Annotated in this window: 17 protein-coding genes and 2 tRNA genes; 16 read left to right on the forward strand and 3 right to left on the reverse strand. The window is 68.1% G+C overall.

The features are described from left to right. The first annotated feature begins 16 nt into the window (after nucleotides 1-16). From DEU38_RS09320 to DEU38_RS09365, 10 genes are all read left to right on the forward strand, one after another. Complete coding sequence (locus DEU38_RS09320; protein WP_114720285.1) at nucleotides 17-958, forward strand: alpha/beta fold hydrolase; 942 nt, start codon at nucleotides 17-19, stop codon at nucleotides 956-958. A 266-nt stretch (nucleotides 959-1,224) separates the two neighbouring features. Continuing rightward, the gene (gyrB, locus tag DEU38_RS09325; protein ID WP_114720287.1) at nucleotides 1,225-3,258 is read left to right on the forward strand and encodes a DNA topoisomerase (ATP-hydrolyzing) subunit B; all 2,034 of its coding nucleotides are present in this window, start codon (nucleotides 1,225-1,227) and stop codon (nucleotides 3,256-3,258) included. 331 nt (nucleotides 3,259-3,589) lie between these two features. Continuing rightward, complete coding sequence (locus DEU38_RS09330) at nucleotides 3,590-6,331, forward strand: ATP-binding protein (protein ID WP_114720289.1); 2,742 nt, start codon at nucleotides 3,590-3,592, stop codon at nucleotides 6,329-6,331. A gap of 14 nt (nucleotides 6,332-6,345) precedes the next feature. Beyond that, complete coding sequence (locus DEU38_RS09335; protein ID WP_114720291.1) at nucleotides 6,346-6,768, forward strand: roadblock/LC7 domain-containing protein; 423 nt, start codon at nucleotides 6,346-6,348, stop codon at nucleotides 6,766-6,768. 13 nt (nucleotides 6,769-6,781) lie between these two features. Next, nucleotides 6,782-7,156 (forward strand): DUF742 domain-containing protein, encoded by a 375-nt coding sequence (locus tag DEU38_RS09340; protein WP_114720293.1) that lies wholly within the window; start codon nucleotides 6,782-6,784, stop codon nucleotides 7,154-7,156. 16 nt (nucleotides 7,157-7,172) lie between these two features. Next, on the forward strand, nucleotides 7,173-7,724 hold the full coding sequence (locus DEU38_RS09345; protein ID WP_114720295.1) for an ATP/GTP-binding protein: 552 nt from the start codon (nucleotides 7,173-7,175) through the stop codon (nucleotides 7,722-7,724). 207 nt (nucleotides 7,725-7,931) lie between these two features. Beyond that, a complete protein-coding gene (gene gyrA, locus DEU38_RS09350) occupies nucleotides 7,932-10,445 on the forward strand; it encodes a DNA gyrase subunit A (RefSeq protein WP_114720297.1) in 2,514 nt (837 codons plus the stop codon). Further along, complete coding sequence (locus DEU38_RS09355; protein ID WP_114720299.1) at nucleotides 10,446-11,681, forward strand: DUF3566 domain-containing protein; 1,236 nt, start codon at nucleotides 10,446-10,448, stop codon at nucleotides 11,679-11,681. A gap of 75 nt (nucleotides 11,682-11,756) precedes the next feature. Further along, nucleotides 11,757-11,830, forward strand: a tRNA-Ile gene (locus DEU38_RS09360). Between the two features lie 166 nt (nucleotides 11,831-11,996). Further along, a tRNA-Ala gene (locus DEU38_RS09365) sits at nucleotides 11,997-12,069 on the forward strand. A gap of 216 nt (nucleotides 12,070-12,285) precedes the next feature. Here the strand turns inward: DEU38_RS09365 and DEU38_RS09370 are convergent. Beyond that, nucleotides 12,286-12,660: a nuclear transport factor 2 family protein gene (locus DEU38_RS09370; protein WP_114720301.1), complete on the reverse strand. Its 375-nt coding sequence runs from the start codon at nucleotides 12,658-12,660 to the stop codon at nucleotides 12,286-12,288. 234 nt (nucleotides 12,661-12,894) lie between these two features. On the opposite strand from DEU38_RS09370, the gene DEU38_RS09375 reads away from it, so the two are divergent. The 4 genes from DEU38_RS09375 to DEU38_RS09390 all read left to right on the forward strand — a co-directional run bounded on the left by DEU38_RS09375 (nucleotide 12,895) and on the right by DEU38_RS09390 (nucleotide 16,506). After that, nucleotides 12,895-13,515 carry a hypothetical protein gene (locus DEU38_RS09375; RefSeq protein WP_114720303.1) on the forward strand — a complete coding sequence of 207 codons (621 nt, stop codon included), beginning with the start codon at nucleotides 12,895-12,897 and terminating at the stop codon, nucleotides 13,513-13,515. A 120-nt stretch (nucleotides 13,516-13,635) separates the two neighbouring features. Further along, nucleotides 13,636-14,328, forward strand: a complete 693-nt coding sequence (locus DEU38_RS09380; RefSeq protein WP_220181895.1) for a class I SAM-dependent methyltransferase — start codon at nucleotides 13,636-13,638, stop codon at nucleotides 14,326-14,328. A 35-nt stretch (nucleotides 14,329-14,363) separates the two neighbouring features. Continuing rightward, entirely contained in the window at nucleotides 14,364-15,623 is a 1,260-nt protein-coding gene (locus DEU38_RS09385) for a TetR/AcrR family transcriptional regulator (protein WP_114720305.1), read from the forward strand. Nucleotides 15,624-15,654: 31 nt separating this feature from the next. Next, the gene (locus tag DEU38_RS09390) at nucleotides 15,655-16,506 is read left to right on the forward strand and encodes a lipase family protein (protein ID WP_114720307.1); all 852 of its coding nucleotides are present in this window, start codon (nucleotides 15,655-15,657) and stop codon (nucleotides 16,504-16,506) included. Between the two features lie 4 nt (nucleotides 16,507-16,510). Here DEU38_RS09390 and DEU38_RS28355 read toward each other — a convergent pair whose 3' ends face one another. Beyond that, the gene (locus DEU38_RS28355) at nucleotides 16,511-16,687 is read right to left on the reverse strand and encodes a hypothetical protein (protein WP_181818717.1); all 177 of its coding nucleotides are present in this window, start codon (nucleotides 16,685-16,687) and stop codon (nucleotides 16,511-16,513) included. 58 nt (nucleotides 16,688-16,745) lie between these two features. On the opposite strand from DEU38_RS28355, the gene DEU38_RS09395 reads away from it, so the two are divergent. Further along, nucleotides 16,746-17,267, forward strand: a complete 522-nt coding sequence (locus DEU38_RS09395) for a peptidylprolyl isomerase (protein ID WP_114720309.1) — start codon at nucleotides 16,746-16,748, stop codon at nucleotides 17,265-17,267. 10 nt (nucleotides 17,268-17,277) lie between these two features. After that, nucleotides 17,278-18,180, forward strand: a complete 903-nt coding sequence (locus DEU38_RS09400; RefSeq protein ID WP_114720311.1) for a rhomboid family intramembrane serine protease — start codon at nucleotides 17,278-17,280, stop codon at nucleotides 18,178-18,180. A 12-nt stretch (nucleotides 18,181-18,192) separates the two neighbouring features. Here the strand turns inward: DEU38_RS09400 and DEU38_RS09405 are convergent, their stop codons facing one another. Beyond that, a complete protein-coding gene (locus DEU38_RS09405) occupies nucleotides 18,193-18,690 on the reverse strand; it encodes a PH domain-containing protein (RefSeq protein WP_114720313.1) in 498 nt (165 codons plus the stop codon). Nucleotides 18,691-18,718 lie beyond the last annotated feature (28 nt).

Raw genomic sequence — 18,718 nt, forward strand, 5'->3', positions numbered from 1 at the left:
ACCGAGAGGAACTTCCATGAGCACGCCGCACTCCGTCGACCCCGGCTCAGTGCCACCCCGGCTCGTCACCAACGGCGCCGTCCGACTCGCGGTCTTCGAGCAGGGAAACCCGGACGGCGAGACCTTCGTGCTGGTGCACGGCTGGCCCGACACCCACGAGCTGTGGCAGCACGTGATCCCGCATCTGGCGGACCGGTTCCGGATCGTCAGCTACGACACCCGCGGCGCCGGGGCCAGCTCCGCGCCGACCGCGGTGTCGGCGTACGCGCTGCCGGAGCTGGCGAAGGACCTGTTCGCGGTGATCGACGCTGTCAGCCCCGACGCGCCGGTGCACGTGCTCGCGCACGACTGGGGCGCGGTGGAGTCGTGGGAGGCGGTGTGCGAGCCGGGGGCGGAGCGGCGGATCGCGTCGTACACGTCCATCTCGGGACCGAACCTCGACCACCTGGGTGCGTGGATGCGGCGCTCGCTGGCGCAGGGCCGGGTGGCCGGACCGCTCGCACAGGCCGCGGCGTCGGCGTACACGGTGCTGTTCCAGATCCCGGGGGTCGGCACGCTGCCGTTCCGGCTGGGGCTGTGGCGGATCTGGCCCATGTTCCTGCGGTTCTTCGATCGGATGGACCCGTCGCTGGTCCGGCCGGCGCCGACGCTGCGCTCGGACATGGTGACCGGGCTCAAGCGGTATCGAGCCAACATCCGGCCGCGGCTGCGTCACCCGCGGGAGCGGCGCACCGACGTCCCGGTGCAGCTGATCCTGAACCGGCGGGACCTGGCGGTGCGTCCGGTGGGTTACGAGGACACCGGGCGGTGGGTCTCGGACCTGCGGCGACGTGAGTTGCCGGCCGGGCACTGGTCGCCCGTTTCCCACGGGCGCGACGTGGCCCGACTGACCGCCGAGTTCGTCGATGATCTTCGCGGGGACACCGCAACCGACAGCCTCGGGGCCGGTTCCGCCTAGGGTTTCACCCGCCGGGGGCCGAGAAAAGTCGTCTGCGGGGCAGCTGGGGGTGTGTTAGGCGCCCTGTATGTCTGCACGTACACGTAAGATGGTCGGGTAACTAGCGGCGAATCTCGACACACCGCTCGCGGTGCTTCGTTGTGCGTGGCCGACAGAGACCTCAACAGAGACCTCGACAGAGACCTCAGGGAACTTACGGCCACCGTGTCTCGAAGCGCAGTGTAGAGCCGTGTCGGCACACTACGGAGAAGGAGAGCTACCCACCCGTGGCTGCCCAGAAGTCAGACAAGAGCAACACCTACGGCGCTTCCTCCATCACCGTCCTCGAAGGACTGGAAGCCGTCCGCAAGCGTCCCGGCATGTACATCGGTTCCACCGGTGAACGCGGCCTGCACCACCTGATCTGGGAGGTCGTCGACAACTCGGTCGACGAGGCGATGGCCGGCTACGCGAGCAAGGTCGAGGTGACCCTGCTCGAGGACGGCGGCATCCAGGTCGTCGACGACGGCCGCGGTATCCCCGTCGCGATGCATGCCTCCGGTGCTCCCACCGTCGAGGTCGTCATGACCCAGCTGCACGCGGGCGGCAAGTTCGACTCCGACGCCTACGCGGTGTCCGGTGGCCTGCACGGCGTCGGCATCTCGGTCGTGAACGCGCTCTCGACCAAGGTCGAGGTCGACATCAACGTCGACGGTTACCACTGGTCACAGACGTACGACCACGCCAAGCCCGGTCCGCTGGTGCAGGGCGAGCCGACGAACGAGACCGGCACCACCGTCCGGTTCTGGGCGGATCCCGAGATCTTCGAGACCACCACCTACAACTTCGAGACGGTCGCGCGCCGCCTGCAGGAGATGGCCTTCCTCAACAAGGGCCTCACCATCACCCTCACCGACGAGCGCGTCGCCGAGGAGGAGATCACCGACGACGTCGTCAGCGTCACCGCCGAGGCCCCCAAGACCGCCTCCGAGACCGAGGAGGCGGCGGCCGCGCCGACGCCCAAGGTCAAGTCCCGCGTCTACCACTACCCGGGCGGCCTCGAGGACTACGTGCGGTTCATCAACCGCACCAAGCAGCCGATCCACAACTCGGTCGTCGGATTCACGGCGAAGGGCACCGGACACGAGCTCGAGATCGCGATGCAGTGGAACTCCGGCTACTCGGAGTCGGTGCACACGTTCGCGAACACCATCAACACCCACGAGGGCGGCACCCACGAGGAGGGCTTCCGTGCGGCGCTCACCTCGGTCGTGAAGAAGTACGCGAAGGACAAGAAGCTCGTCAAGGACAAGGATCCGGAGCTCACCGGTGACGACATCCGCGAGGGTCTCGCCGCGATCATCTCGGTGAAGGTCGCCGAGCCGCAGTTCGAGGGCCAGACCAAGACCAAGCTCGGCAACACCGAGGTCAAGTCGTTCGTGCAGAAGGCCTGCAACGAGAACATCGCGCACTGGTTCGAGTCCAACCCCGCGGACGCCAAGACCATCGTCACCAAGGCGGTGTCGTCGGCGCAGGCCCGGACCGCGGCCCGCAAGGCGCGTGAGCTGGTCCGCCGCAAGAGCGCCACCGACATCGGCGGCCTGCCCGGCAAGCTCGCCGACTGCCGCTCCAACGATCCGAGCAAGTGCGAGATCTACATCGTGGAGGGCGACTCCGCAGGCGGCTCGGCCAAGTCCGGCCGTGACTCGATGTACCAGGCGATCCTGCCGCTGCGCGGCAAGATCATCAACGTCGAGAAGGCCCGCATCGACCGCGTCCTCAAGAACGCCGAGGTCCAGTCGATCATCACCGCGTTCGGTACCGGCATCCACGACGAGTTCGACATCGCCAAGCTGCGGTACCACAAGATCGTGCTGATGGCCGACGCCGACGTCGACGGCCAGCACATCGCGACGCTGCTGCTGACGCTGTTGTTCCGGTTCATGCGTCCGCTCGTCGAGCAGGGCCACGTGTACCTGGCGCAGCCGCCGCTGTACAAGCTCAAGTGGCAGAAGGGTTCCGCGCCGGAGTTCGCGTACTCCGACCGCGAGCGCGACGGCCTGCTCGAGGCCGGTCTGGCGTCGGGCAAGAAGATCAACAAGGACGACGGCATCCAGCGCTACAAGGGCCTGGGCGAGATGAACGCCAAGGAGCTGTGGGAGACCACGATGGATCCGAGCGTCCGGGTGCTGCGTCAGGTCACCCTCGACGACGCCGCGGCCGCCGACGAGCTGTTCAGCGTGCTGATGGGCGAGGACGTGGAGGCGCGTCGTAGCTTCATCACCCGCAATGCCAAGGATGTCCGTTTCCTCGACGTCTGAGTGACCACCCTACCGAGCCGGGCGTTTTGTGATGTCTATCACTTTAGCGCCCGGCTCGGCGCTATCCGGTGAAGGTAGTAGGGCACGCCGGTATCACTGTGCCTGTTCGGTCGGGGTCGACCGAACAGCGCGGGGGTCGGTCGTCCACATGAATCACGACACGATATCGACTCGGGAACGATAAGGCTCTGCCTGGCGTCCCGGAGCATTTAGACTCCGGAACCGCCCAGGGCTGTCCTCGACTCCCTCCGGCGAAACTTGTTCTGTGGTCCGGGGGAGGGCACGAGCGCGGCATCTTGTGCTGGACCTGGGTGGAAAGTGAGCTTGGACGATGAAGACCCAATCGCCGCCTGTCAGCAGGCTGGGGAGGCTGTGGAACCTCGAGGGCTGGGGTCTGCGCTGGAAGGTCACCGCGGTGGTGGCACTCCCGATCACCGTGGCAATGGTGCTGGGCGGTCTGCAGGTGAAGGACGAGTTCAGTCGTGCAGTGAGATACAGCAACACCGCGGACCGGGTCGCGGGTGTTCCCGACATCGTCACGCTCAGCAACGAATTCGGCCTGCTCTCCGCCGGCTACGCGGCCGGTACGTTCAAGAAATCGGACCTCGGGGACTTCAACGAATCGGTCGTCGCGGCTCACGCCGCCGCGGACAATCCCGCGATGCCCGCCGACCTGGCCGACCTGGTGCGGTCCTCACTGGTCGTGGTCGAGAGCCTCGTGGCCGACATCGAGTCCGGCACCGTGGCCCGCCCGAACCTGCCGGCCGAGACCGCGAAGGTACGCGATGACCTGATGCGCGTCGTCGACGAGATCGTCGGACCCATCGACGACCCCACCGTCATCGTTGCCTTCCGTCACCTGCACGACCTGGCTGGTGCGCAGCAGGCCCTGACGGACCAGGTCGCCGGCATGATGACCCACCTGATGGACACCTCCAAGCCGCCGAGCGCGATGGTCGCCGCGGGCGGTGCGGAGCTCGCGCTGATCGACGCCATGATGCGCGCGTACCCGGACTCGGTGCCGGTGCTCGAGAAGGCGCGGGATTCAGGGAGGGCTCGTCTCGACCTGATCATCAACTCTCCGGCCAGCCAGATCCAGTTCCAGATGCGTGATCTGTTGTACGCGAGCGTCGACAACTACACCGGCCTCGTCGCGAAGACATCCAACACCATCGCTGACACGGTGGCCGCGCGCGCCGACGAGACTTCCGCCGCAGCGTTGCGCGCCGCGGTCGTGGTGCTTCTGACGCTCCTCGCGACGATCGTGCTGGGTGTGCTGGTCGCCCGGTCGCTGATCCGCCCGATCCGCCGACTCCGGCGCGGAACGCTCGAGGTGGCCAACGTGGACCTGCCCGAGGCGATCGAACGGATCAAGGTCGGCGACGGCTCCGCGGTCACCGACTTCGAACCGATCCCGGTGCACACCACCGAGGAGATCGGCCAGCTCGCGCGCGCCGTCGACGACATGCACGGTCAGGCACTCCGGCTCGCCGGCGAGCAGGCGCACCTCCGGCTGCAGATCGGCGACATGTTCGAGACCCTGGCCCGGCGCAGCAAGTCGCTGGTCGACCAGCAGTTGGGCCTGATCGAGAACCTCGAATTCGAGGAGAAGGACCCCAAGCGGCTCGAGAGTCTGTTCCGGCTCGACCATCTCGCGGCCCGCATGCGCCGCAACGGCGACAACCTGCTGATCCTGTCCGGTAACCGGGTCCGACGTGCCCAGTCCGCCCCCGTGCAGATCGGCGACACGGTGCGCGCCGCGATGTCCGAGGTCGAGAACTATCAGCGGGTGCAGCTCGGGTCCACTCCGAACGGCGCATTGAGCGGTGCGGTCGCGGCCGACGTCGCGCATCTGCTCGCCGAACTGCTCGACAATGCGCTGCGTGCCTCCCCGCCGGACAGCAAGGTGTGGATCACGTTCGCGCGTGCCGTCGACGGCGGGGTGCTCCTCGAGATCGAGGACAGTGGAATCGGTATTCCCGCAGAACAACTGGACGAGATCAACGAGCGTCTCGCATCGGGTGGCGCGGTCGGTCCGGAGACGGCCCGGCACATGGGCCTGTTCGTGGTCAGCCGCCTCGCGGCCCGCCACCGGCTCACGGTCCGCCTGCGGCGGACATACGAGTCCGCGTCCGATCAGGGCGTCACCGTGAGCGTGCACATTCCCGATACCCTGCTGGTCTCGCAGCTCGAGATGCCGCAGACCGGTCCGGTCCCGCGCGTGGGCACCGCCGGGCTGCCGCAGGTGACCATTGTCCACTCCGGCGAGATGCCGCAACTGGTCGCCGAACCCGCCCGGCAGGAGCCGGTGCCCGCGGCGAACCCGGCGAGCGCCCTGCCGCGGCGCACTCCCGGTGCGACGGAGCTGCCGCGGCGCACTCCCGGCGCGACGGAACTGCCGCGGCGCACTCCCGGCGCCGCCGTTCCCGCGCCACTGCCGGTGGATCCCGCTCCCGTGCACCACGCGCCCGAGGAACAGTATTCGCCTCCGCCGACGCCTCCGCCGACGCCTCCGCCCGCACAGGCGCCCGCGCCGCTGCCGCCCGTGTCCGAGCCCGCCGCACCGGCTTTCGGCAGTACCGACTCCACCGAGTCCCCGGGCGCCCAGTCGGTCGACATCACGCCGCCCGCAAGGCGTCACCGTTACCTGAGCAACGCTGCCAAGACCGCGTCGTTCTTCCAGCCGCGTCCGAATGTGGCTCCGTCCCAGGACGTTACGACCACCGGAACGCCGATCTTCTCCGGCATGGTCACGGACTGGCTCACGGATCCGACCGAGTCGGAGAATCTCGGCAAGTTCGAATGGACGTCGGCCGCCGACCAGGGTTGGACCGCCGCACACCGGGCCAGTGAGGCCCCGGTCGAGGCCAGGACCGAATCGGGTCTGCCGCAGCGTAAGCCGGGACATCGGCTGGTGCCGGGTGGGGTCGACGCCGGCGACCGGGGCGCGAACCGGTCGCGGCTGCGTGACCCGGAAGCCGTCCGTGAGAACCTGAGCCGCCACCAAAAGGGAACTCGCGAGGGCCGCGCAGTGAGCTCGGCCGACCGCGCCAGTATCGGAGGAGACAGATGAGTATCGATCAGGGAATGGTGTCGAACGGGGATCAGGGCTCCGGCGGCGCCCGCCCGCTCGACTGGTTGGTCTCGAATTTCGCCAGGGAGGTCCCGGGCGTCTCGCACGCCGTGCTGGTGTCCGCGGACGGCCTGCTCATGGCGGGCAGCGAGCATCTGCCGCTCGATCGTGCGGAGCAGCTCGCGGCGGTCACCTCCGGGCTCGCCAGCCTGTCCGCGGGGGTGTCGAACCTCTTCGACGGTGGCGGAGTCCTGCAGTCGGTCGTCGAGATGCAGCGCGGCTACCTGTTGCTGATGAGCGTCGGCGACGGATCGCACCTGGCCGCGCTGACCTCCTCGTCGTGCGACATCGGGCAGGTCGGCTACGAGATGGCACTGCTGGTCGAGCGGGTCGGCAGCTCCGTGCAGGCCACGCCGCGATCGATGTTCGGATCCTGACCGGACCGTGGCCATGAACGACGAGTACGACGAGGTGAGCGAGCGCGGGCCGAGCCTGGTGCGCCCGTACTCGCTCACTTCCGGCCGGACGAAACCGGCGGTGGAACTGGCGCTGGAGGCTCTGATCCAGGCGCTTCCGCCCCGGGATTATCAGACCCCGGACCTGGGAGACATCGAGGCGACGATCATTGCGCTGTGCGCGCAGTCGCCGTCGGTGGCCGAGATCGCCGCCCGAGTGGGTGTGCCGATCGGTGTGGCACGGGTGCTCGTCGCCGATCTCGTCGAGTCCGGTCACCTGCGGATCCTGGCAACTCTCCAAGACGACGCGAGCGACACCGAACGTCGCGAACTTATCGAAAGGGTCCTCGGTGGACTACGGAACATCTAGCTCTGAGCGCAACCGGGTGACCTCGACCAAGATCGTCATTGCGGGCGGCTTCGGCGTCGGCAAGACCACTCTCGTCGGCGCGGTGTCGGAGATCGTCCCGCTGCGGACGGAGGCGCTGGTCACCAACGCCTCCGACGGTGTGGACAATCTCACGGCCACCCCACAGAAGTCGACCACCACCGTGGCGATGGACTTCGGGCGTATCAGCCTCGCACCGGACCTGGTCCTGTATCTGTTCGGAACGCCGGGACAGCAGCGGTTCTGGTTCATGTGGGACGACCTGATCCGCGGTGCGATCGGTGCGATCGTGTTGATCGACACCCGCAGACTGGACGAGTCGTTCGCCGCGGTCGACTATTTCGAGGCCCGCAACCTGCCGTTCGTGGTCGCGGTCAACGAGTTCGACGACGCGCCGCGGTACCCACTCGAGGAGATTCGTCAGGCCCTCGCGGTGTCGGCGCAGGTGCCGATCCTGTCCATCGACGCCCGCAACCGGGAGTCGGCGAAGGCCGCGTTGGTCGCGATCACCCAGTACGCGCTCACCCGGCTCGGTCAGACGGTCGGGTAGAACCCCGCCGGCACCAGCTTCGCCGGCGCATCCGACTCGACGCGGAAGGCCGGGCAATCAGCGAGTGCTGCCAGGTCTGGCTGACCTGCACCTATAGACTTGACGGGTTGCGCGTGCCTGGCATCGGAGCCATCGAGCTTCAACGCTTCGCACGCCCAGGGTCCACAGGCTCTACCAGGACCGTTTTGCTGAGAAGAAGAGGAGCCGATGACTGACACCACGTTGCCGCCAGAGGAATCGGGGCACGACCGCATCGAGCCGGTGGACATCCAGCAGGAGATGCAGTCCAGCTACATCGACTACGCGATGAGCGTGATCGTGGGCCGCGCGCTGCCCGACGTGCGCGACGGCCTCAAGCCCGTGCACCGCCGCGTCCTGTACGCGATGTACGACAACGGCTACCGCCCGGACCGCGGCTACGTGAAGTCCGCGCGCCCGGTCGCCGACACGATGGGTAACTACCATCCGCACGGCGACAGCTCCATCTACGACACCCTCGTGCGCATGGCGCAGCCGTGGTCGCTGCGCTACCCGCTGGTCGACGGCCAGGGCAACTTCGGTTCCCGCGGCAACGACGGCGCGGCCGCGATGCGTTACACCGAGTGCCGTCTCACGCCGCTCGCCATGGAGATGGTGCGCGAGATCGACCACGACACAGTCGATTTCGTCCCGAACTACGACGGCAAGACGCAGGAGCCGACGGTTCTGCCGAGCCGTATCCCGAACCTGCTGATCAACGGTTCCGGCGGTATCGCCGTCGGTATGGCCACCAACATCCCGCCGCATAACCTGCGCGAGGTCGCCGAGGCCATCTACTGGGCGCTCGACAACCACGAGGCCGACGAGGAAGCCACCCTCGAGGCCGTCATGGAGCGGGTCAAGGGCCCCGACTTCCCGACCTCGGGCCTGATCGTCGGCGGCCAGGGCATCCAGGACGCCTACCGCACCGGCCGCGGCTCGATCCGCATGCGCGGTGTCGTCGAGATCGAGGAATCGGATCGCGGTGCCACCCAGATCGTCATCACCGAGCTGCCCTACCAGGTCAACCCGGACAACCTGATCACCTCGGTCGCCGAGCAGGTGCGCGACGGCAAGATCGCTGGCATCTCCAAGATCGAGGACCAGTCCTCGGACCGTGTCGGCATGCGCATCGTCGTCGTCATCAAGCGTGACGCGGTTGCGAAGGTGGTGCTGAACAACCTCTACAAGCACTCGCAGCTGCAGACCAGCTTCGGCGCGAACATGCTGTCCATCGTCGACGGGGTGCCGCGCACCCTGCGTCTGGACCAGATGATCCGCCTGTACACCACGCACCAGCTCGAGGTCATCGTCCGGCGCACGCGCTACCTGCTGCGCAAGGCCGAGGAGCGGGCCCACATCCTGCGCGGTCTGGTCAAGGCACTGGACGCGCTCGACGAGGTCATCGCGCTCATCCGCGCGTCGCAGACCGTCGACATCGCCCGCGCCGGCCTGATCAACCTGCTCGACGTCGACGACATCCAGGCCGACGCGATCCTCGCGATGCAGCTGCGTCGCCTGGCCGCCCTCGAGCGTCAGAAGATCATCGACGAGTTGGCCGAGATCGAGCGCGAAATCGCCGACTACAAGGACATTCTCGCCAAGCCGGAGCGTCAGCGCGCGATCGTGCGTGACGAGCTCACGGAGATCGTGGACAAGTACGGCGACGACCGCCGCACCCGGATCATCGCGGCCGACGGCGATGTCACCGACGAGGACCTCATCGCCCGCGAGGACGTCGTCGTCACGATCACCGAGACCGGCTACGCCAAGCGGACCCGAACCGACCTGTACCGCTCGCAGAAGCGCGGCGGCAAGGGCGTGCAGGGTGCCGGGCTCAAGCAGGACGACCTGGTCAAGCACTTCTTCGTCAGCTCCACGCACGACTGGATCCTGTTCTTCACCACCAAGGGTCGCGTGTACCGCGCCAAGGCGTACGAGCTGCCCGAGGCCAGCCGCACCGCCCGCGGCCAGCACGTCGCGAACCTGCTGGCGTTCCAGCCGGACGAGCGGATCGCGCAGATCATCCAGATCAAGACGTACGAGGACGCGCCGTACCTGGTGCTCGCGACCCGCAACGGCCTGGTCAAGAAGTCCAAGCTCACCGACTTCGACTCCAACCGCAGCGGCGGCATCGTCGCCGTCAACCTGCGCGGCGAGGACGAACTGGTGGGCGCGGTGCTGTGCTCGTCCGACGAGGACCTGCTGCTGGTCTCGGCCAAGGGACAGTCGATCCGGTTCGCCGCGACCGACGAGGCGCTGCGCCCGATGGGCCGCGCGACGTCCGGTGTGCAGGGCATGCGGTTCAACCAGGACGACGAACTGCTCTCGCTCAACGTGGTCCGTGAGGGCACGTACCTGCTGGTCGCCACCTCCGGTGGCTACGCCAAGCGCACGCCCATCGAGGACTACGTCGCTCAGGGTCGTGGCGGAAAGGGCGTTCTCACCATCCAGTACGACCCGAAACGTGGCACCCTTGTCGGTGCGGTCATCGTCGACGACGACGACGAGCTGTACGCGATCACGTCGGGCGGCGGTGTCATCCGCACCGCAGCCAAGCAGGTGCGTAAGGCCGGCCGTCAGACGAAGGGCGTGCGGTTGATGAACCTCGGGGAGGGTGACACCCTGCTCGCGATCGCGCGTAACGCCGACGAGCCCGAGGAAGCTGCTGCGGGTTCGTCCGATGGAGCGAAGGAGTCGTAGTTGAGCACTCCCCAACAGCCCGGCGACGGCAAGAAGGACGGTAAGCCGGACGAAACGCCCGGTAAGCCGGCCTCCGGCTCGGCCGACGCGAATCCTGCTGCGGGGTCGGCCGAGTCGGCCGCTCCCGCGCAGGGCAGCGCTCCCGCGCAGGGTCCGGGTCCGCAGAAGCCTCCGGTCCAGAAGCCGGCGGAGCAGAAGGCACCTGTGCAGAAGCCCGCGGAGCAGAAGGCACCTGTGCAGAAGCCGGCGGAGCAGAAGGCGCCCGAGCAGAAGCGGCCGGGACAGACGCCGCCGTGGCAGCGGGGACAGCAGCAACAGCAGCGTGTGCCGCAGACCAACCTGAGCCGCCCGGGTCCCGTCCCGGGTCAGGGTGCGCCGGGTCAGGGTGCGCCGGGTCAGGTCGGGGGGCCCAAGCCTCCCGTCGGCCCGGCCAAGCCGAGCACCAACGGCAAGGCGGCCCCGTCTGCCCCGGCCAAGTCCACCCGGCCCGTCGTGACGGGCACGGCCGCTCCCAAGCCGCCGGCTCAGCCCCAGGCTCAGCCGCCGGCCGGGCCCAGCAGGCCCGCCCGGCCCGTCGTGACCGGTACGGCGGCCCCGAAGCCACCCACGTCCTCTCCTGCGGCCCCTGGCGGGCCGCAGGGGGGTGCGGGCGGCCCGGAGGCGGGACAGACCGCGAAGGCGGCGGCGAAGGCCGCGGCCAAGTCGAAGGCGGCGGTCATCGACGGGCCCACCCGCAGCATCGCCCGCACCGATCTGGCAAAGGACATGCCGGACCTGTCGGCGGTGAAGCATCCGGTGCCCGCCGGTGCCCCGGCTGCAGCCGGCTCGGCCCGCAAGGCGGCCGCTGCCGCGCTCACCGTGTCGACCCCGGCCGAGGGTGAGGGACTACGGGCGACGGTCCAGGTGCGCCGCGTCGACCCGTGGTCGATGCTCAAGGTGTCGCTGGTGATCTCGGTGGCGCTGTTCTTCGTGTGGATGGTCGCCGTGGGCCTGCTGTACGTCGTTCTCGACGGCATGGGCGTGTGGGACAGGCTCAACAGTGCCTTCACCGAGATCGTGACCGACACCGGCAGCGGTGGACTGGTGACGTCCGGTCAGGTGTTCGGTTACTCGGCCCTGATCGGGCTGATCAATGTGGTGCTTATCACAGCGATCGCGACGATCGGTTCGTTCATCTACAACCTGTGTTCCGACCTGGTCGGCGGCGTGCAGGTCACTTTGGCAGACCCCGACTGACCAGGCAAAAGAGTGCCCCGCCGGAGCCGTTTTGGTATCCGACGCTTCGGTGGGGTAATCTTCTGCCCGGTTCAAGGGCCTATAGCTCAGGCGGTTAGAGCGCTTCGCTGATAACGAAGAGGTCGGAGGTTCAAGTCCTCCTAGGCCCACTCCACGTGCCAACGAAGGGGTTACCAACGTGAAGGTCATCCTGATTGCGGGAGCCGGATTGCTGGTGGCTCTCGGGCTTGCCAAGTTGCTGTCCAAGCGACACGGTGAAGATGTCTGGCACGAGGTCACAAGTCGCTGAATCCGGTTTCCGGAACCAGTGCAGACGGGGCCTTAGCTCAGTTGGTAGAGCGCTGCCTTTGCAAGGCAGATGTCAGGAGTTCGAATCTCCTAGGCTCCACAAAGTTTCACAACGCAGGCGCTTTCCTTCGGGAGAGCGCCTTTTGCGTTTCCTGGGTCCGCTTCGTGGGTCCGTTTCCCGGGTCCCATGTCACGACGGACGTCGCACACGCCCTGCTGCGCGCGACATGGTGCGCTGCGCGGTAGACGGCGCGCGGGCGGCGATTCTGCGCGCAGCAGGGCGGCTGGGGGGCTTCTGGGGGCCCGGGCGGGTCGATCAGCCCGTGATCATGTCTTCCTGGCCCCAGACGGCGCGCATGCTGACGATCTTGCCGGCGTCGTCGAACTCCATGATGTCGATGGGTGCGATCTCGACGGTCTGATCGCCGATCTTCGTGATCAGACGGAAGTGGAAGGCCGCGGTGTTGGCCGCGATGCGCAGCGTCACCAGCTCGGCCTCCTGGTCCAGCGGCTCGATGATCGCGTAGAACTCACGGATCGACTCGCGCGTGGTGCGGGGCTCGGTGCCCACGGGATCCTCGACGCTGGCGCCCTCGGCGTACAGCGCCAGGACGTCGTCGGCGGTGCCGCTCGCGACAGCCTTGATGTAGCTCTCGACGGTGCTCCGGATGCTCTCGCGTGACGCGGCCATGCTGCTCCTCCATAGTTGGAACCTGTTTCAGTTTGCGAGGGTATCGCAGCGCTGCGGTCGGATGGCCCCAGCCGCGAATGACGAAACGGGTGAAGGCGATCGGAGCGGTCCTCCCGCGCATAGCACGCATACCGTTCGTTCAGTGCGGGAATGGTTCGAACTGGGACTGGCATCACAGGTGGCTGGATATCCTGTGGCGAGGCCCAGTTCGACTCGCCCACCTCGGGAGCTGCCATGAAGCTCGGGAAGATAGTCGCCACAGCCGCTTTCGTTGCGATGACCGTTGCCGTCGGTGCCGGCACCGCCTCGGCCGATCCGGCCGCGATCGTGAATACCGCGTCGGCCCAGGGGAACGACCAGGGCGTCGGGTTCACCACCGCGGTCGACCCGTCCGGTGCGACGGTCACGACGGTGCTCGATGCCGGCACGTTCCGCATCGAGGCGGACGGTGCGCAGGTGAGCGTCGTGCGCGACGACGGCACCGTCGTCGGCGCCGTTCCGCTGGCGTACCGCCTCGACGGGCAAATGTTCCCGATCGTGGGCAGTGTGGGGACGGACGGGCGCACGCTGACGCTGACGCCGGATCGAAATCCGTTGCAGACCAATCCGGTCCGCATCGACGACCCGGTTGCGCAGCAGAAGCTGATCGAAGAGGCCCAGAAGAACCAGGCGGGCGCAATCATCGGCAACATCGTCGGTTCCGCGGTGGGACTGCTGGTCGGATGCATAGTCGGCGTGATCGGCGGGTGCATCCCCGGTCTGATCGTCGGAGGATTCGTCGGAGCAGCGATCGGAATGGACATCCAGGGCGGGCCTCCGATGCGGCAGGCCTTCATCGACTTCATAACCCCCTGACGTTCAACGTCATCCGACCCCGACCCCGACGCCGCGTCGCGTCGGGGTCGGATAGTTGTACCGTGGTCTATTCCGGGTGAAACCACTACACGAACGTCCATTTGGCGCTCAAATGGACGCGTGCGTGTGAACGAGGTGGTGAGCGGACCCGTCCGTTCGTTGTGGGCAAGGGCCGGTGCCGCGGTGTACGACCCGATGTTGGTGAAGGCGGAGCGACGCGGAATGGCGGAGCGCCGGCGCCGACTGCTGGCGTCGGCCGAGGGCGCGGTTCTCGAGATCGGTGCCGGTACCGGGCTCAACGTGCCGTACTACCCGACGACCGTGTCGTCGCTGGTGTTGACGGAGCCCATCGCCCCGATGGCGGCGCGACTGCGCAATCGGGTGCGGACGTTGCGGCCCGACGCCGAGGTGGTCGAGGCGCCGGGGCACCGGTTGCCCGCCGCGACCGGCACCGTCGACACCGTCGTGAGCACGCTCGTGCTGTGCACCGTGCCGGACCCCGATGCGGTCCTAGGCGAGATCGCTCGGGTACTGCGTCCGAACGGTCGTTTCCTGTTCTGCGAGCACGTACGCTCGGAGGATCCGGCTCTGGCGCGGCGGCAGGATCGCCTCGCCGGGCCGTGGTCGGTGTTCGGGCAGGGGTGCCGGTGTGATCGCCGTACTCTGTCATCGATCTCGGGGGCGTTCGGGGACGTCGAGGTCGATCATGGAGCGTGGCAGGGGATGCCGGCGTTGGTTCGTCCACTGGTGATCGGACGGGCGATGCACGGCACGGTGTCCGGTCGCGGCACGTCGCCGCGACCGGTGATCTGACAAAGGTCGGTAGGCCATGGAAGCAGGGGGATGAAGTGAGTCGTACCGGAAAGGTACCGGTCTCGGCCGAGGGCGGGAAGGAACGGCCGGACAAGCGTGACGAGATCCTGACGGCGTCGTCGGAACTGTTCGCGGCCAAGGGATATACGGGTACGTCGATGCGGGACATCGCGGGCGCCACCGGGATGCTGGCCGGCAGCCTGTATTACCACTTCGATTCGAAGGAAGCGTTGGCCGCGACGATGGTCCGGGGCCTGCGCGACGACATCGTCGTCGCGGTGCAGCGTCCCGCGGTGGCGTCGGACTCCCCGATCGAGGCGATCCGGCGATTCGCGCTGGACATCGCCGACGCGTCCGCCCGCCATCCCGGCGCACTGCAGGTGTGCCTGGGTGTACCCGGGACGCGGGACGAGGAGCTTCAGGGCCTCCTCGCGGCCGAGCCGCGGTGGTCGGAGAAGAAGTGGCAGACGCTGATTCGCAATGCCGAGCAGGCGGGCGTACTGCGCTCCGAGGTCGATTCCCGGATCCTGCGCGAGGTACTACGGGTCGCGCTCACGCACAGCGCGACGCTCGCGCCCACCGGATTCTCGGCGCGCAAGGTCGCGGGTTGCACGATCGACATGTTGTTCGGCGGACTCGCAACCAAGCCTGCCGACGACGATCTGTCCGACTCGGCGTCCGCCCGGGTGGCGCGCAAGGTGATCGCGTCGTGGGACCGCGAGGACTCGATGATCTTGTCCGACAAGCAGGATCGCATCCTCGATGCTGCCCGGTTCGTGTTCGCCGAACGCGGGTTCGATGCGACGACGACCCGGGACATCGCCACCGCGGTGGGGCTGACCCAGGGCAGCCTGTACCACCACTTCGAGTCGCGGGAAGCAATCCTCGTCGCGATCCTGCAGCACTTCTCGTCCCGCATGCGCGCCGCGCACGAGGAGGTCGGGGCGGTGGGCGGGACACCGCTAGAGACCATTGACGCACTGATCCGGATGCGCAGTGCGGCCGGTAAGCGGTTCGACGCCGAGATCGCGATTCTCAAGTCGTGGGTGATGCTCACCGGCAAGGAGCACTTCGACTTCCTGAAGAAGGACGGCCGCAAGTTGCTGCGAGTGTGGGATCGCGCCTTCGCGGCGGGCGTGCGTGACGGCAGCGTCACGATGCCGGGATCGACTCGGTTGGTGTTCCAGTGCATGGGCGAGATCCTGTGGTCCACACACGGACTGCCGCGTGTCTCCACCGAGCGCATGACCCGGTACAACCTCGAGACGGTCCTGTGGGGGGCCTCACCCAAGTAGCACGACGTCGGCGCGACGACGGGAGGAAGTCGTGATCGGGAGGTGGTGTGCCGCAGCGGCGGCGGTGATCGGTGTAATGGTGGCCGGTGCACCGGCCGCGGCGGCGCCACCGGACTTCTACCTCCCGCCGCCGGGGTTACCCGCGGGCCCGGCCGGGGACGTGATCCGGGCCGAGCCGATGCCGCTGGTGTGGCAGGTGGGGGTACCCAACATGGTCACCGGCGCCTACTTCGATCCGGCACTGCCGTGGACCGGACCCGGTCCGCGTCCGCTGGTGAGTATGGCGGCCGGCACCCAGGGCCAGGGCGATCAGTGTGCGCCGTCCCGGACGCTCGGCGACGTGATCCGGTACGTCTCGCCGAGCGAGACGGTGACGTCGTACGAGATGGTGTTCGTCAACGCATTGCTGTCGCAGGGGATCGCGGTGGTGATCACCGACTACGAGGGGCTCGGAACCCCGGGGACACACTCGTACGTCAACCGGGCGTCGGAGGCACACGCCGTGCTCGACGCGGCCCGCGCCGCGATGCGCCTGCCCGGCACCGCGCTCAGGCCGCACGCTCCCGTCGGGTTCTGGGGCTACTCGCATCAGACCTATCCGGAGGCCCGGGAGCTGATCGATTCCGAACTCAACGACCGCGGCCGGCAGATGCTCGCCGACGTGCAGAACCAGTGCGTCAACGAGACGAAGGCGACGTACGGGTTCCAGCGCACGGAGGCGTTCACCCGCACCGGTGAGCCGCTGAATCCGTTACCGCCGATCAACCCGGGCACGGGACTCAACCACGCGCTCCCGTACGTGTTCGGGGTGCCGGAGTCGGTCACCTGGATGACCGACCGCTTCGCGGGTCGGCCGGCGCCGACCACCTGCCGGGTTCCGTGAGCGGCTAGCGCGGGTCGGTCACCGACGGCGGCTCGGCCGCCACCGGCGGCATGTCGGGCCGTCGGGTGAGCGCGACGACGGCCGCCCCCACCGCGGCCACGACCGCACCGAGTCCGATCAGCACCCGTCGGCGGCCGGCCGAGGACGTCGGGGTGGAATCACTCTTGGTCGCACGCGTCATGCCTCCACTCTTACACAGCTCGCACACGTCGCCCGGAGCGCAATGGCACGATAGGGGGGTGACTTCACAGACTGCTACCGCAACGCTGCACACCAACCGCGGCGACATCAAGATCGCCCTGTTCGGTAACCACGCGCCGAAGACCGTCGAGAACTTCGTCGGCCTGGCCGACGGTTCCAAGGAGTACTCCACGCAGAACGCCAAGGGCGAGGCCTCCGGCCCGTTCTACGACGGCGCCGTCTTCCACCGCGTCATCGACGGCTTCATGATCCAGGGCGGCGACCCGACCGGCACCGGTCGCGGCGGCCCGGGCTACAAGTTCGGCGACGAGTTCCACCCGGAGCTGCAGTTCGACCGCGGTTACCTGCTGGCCATGGCCAACGCCGGCCCGGGCACCAACGGCTCGCAGTTCTTCATCACGGTCGGCCCCACCCCGCACCTGAACCGCCGCCACACCATCTTCGGTGAGGTGCTGGACGAGGAGTCGAAGAAGGTCGTCGACGCCATCGCCACCACCGCGACGGACCGCGGCGACCGCCCGGTCGACGACGTCGTGATCAACAACATCACCATCGCGTAAGGATCCACGAATGACGAACCCCGGCTGGGGTGGCACGGCGAGCGAGGGCACCCCGCCACCTCAGCCGAGGTGCGTGCACCACCCCGATCGTCCCACCGCCCTCTCCTGCACCCGCTGCGGTCGTCCGGCGTGCCCGGACTGCCTGCGTGCCGCCTCCGTCGGCCACCAGTGCGTCGACTGTGTCGCCGCTGGTCAGCGTGATGTGCCGCAGGCACGTACCGTCGCCGGTGCACCGGTACGCACGCAACTGCCGACGCCGCTGCTGACGTACGTCCTGATCGCGGTCAACGTGCTGATCTTCGCGGTCACCGCCGTGCAGTCCCGCAGCGTGATGGACAACCACATCGCGTCGCCGCTGTTCCTCGACTGGGTGCTGTGGGGTCCGGCCGTCGCCGCCGGCGAGTTCAGCCGGATCGTCACCAGCGGATTCCTGCACATCGGCCTGATGCATCTGGCCGTCAACATGTTCGCGCTGTACGTGATCGGCCGGGACACCGAGATGGTGCTCGGGCGGGCGCGCTACCTCGCGGTCTATGTGATCGCGCTGCTCGGCGGATCGGCGTCAGTACTGATGCTCGACCCGCTGATCCCCACCGCGGGCGCGTCGGGCGCGATCTTCGGTCTGCTCGGTGCGCAGGCGGTGATCCTGCTCCGGCTCAAGCGCAGTCCGATGCCGGTGCTGGCGGTCATCGCGATCAACGTGATCATCAGCGTCACGATCCCCGGGATCTCCCTGTGGGGGCACATGGGCGGCCTGGTCGCCGGTGCCGCCGCGACCGCTGCCCTCCTGTACGTCCCGGGTGCCGTCGGCGCCAGGGACCGTAAGACCGCCGGCACCGCCGGTTGGTTCGCCCTCGGTGGCGTCGGACTGCTGACGCTGGTCGTCACCGCTGCCGCCGTCGCCGCCATCTGACCGTAGCGCCGGTCAGTCGCTGCCCGCGGCCCGATCCTCCGGCGGCACCAGTCGGTGCACGGACAGGGCGTCGAACACCACCACCGGGTCGACGCCCAGGTCCCAGCGTCCGAAGATCAGCAGACGTTCGGCGCCGTCGGGATCGACGGCGTCGATCTCGAGCATCGGCACCCGCCGGCCGAGCCGCGGGTAGCGGACGATGCGGATCCGGGCGATGTCGTCGGGCCGGTACGTGCGCCGGCCCGTCAACCGCGTCACCGCGACGGCGGAGCCGCCCGCGCCACCGGCGTCGCGCACGATCGCGAGTTTGGGGCGCTGTCTTGCGCCGAGACCGGCGAGCACGAACATCCCGACCGCGGCCAGCACGGCCAGGAACTGTCCCGGCGCGTCGAGTCCCAGCAGCAGCGCCGCGAGGAGCATGGCGATGCCGCCGGCGGCGAGAGCCACCACCGCGCCGAGTGGGGTAGACCACTCGAGCGGCGGTTCATGATCGACTTCATCCTCAGGCATGTGGACAAGTACCCCCGTTATCCACAGA

The sequence above is a fragment of the Rhodococcus sp. AG1013 genome, assembly GCF_003350365.1.
Taxonomy (GTDB): Bacteria; Actinomycetota; Actinomycetes; order Mycobacteriales; family Mycobacteriaceae; genus Prescottella.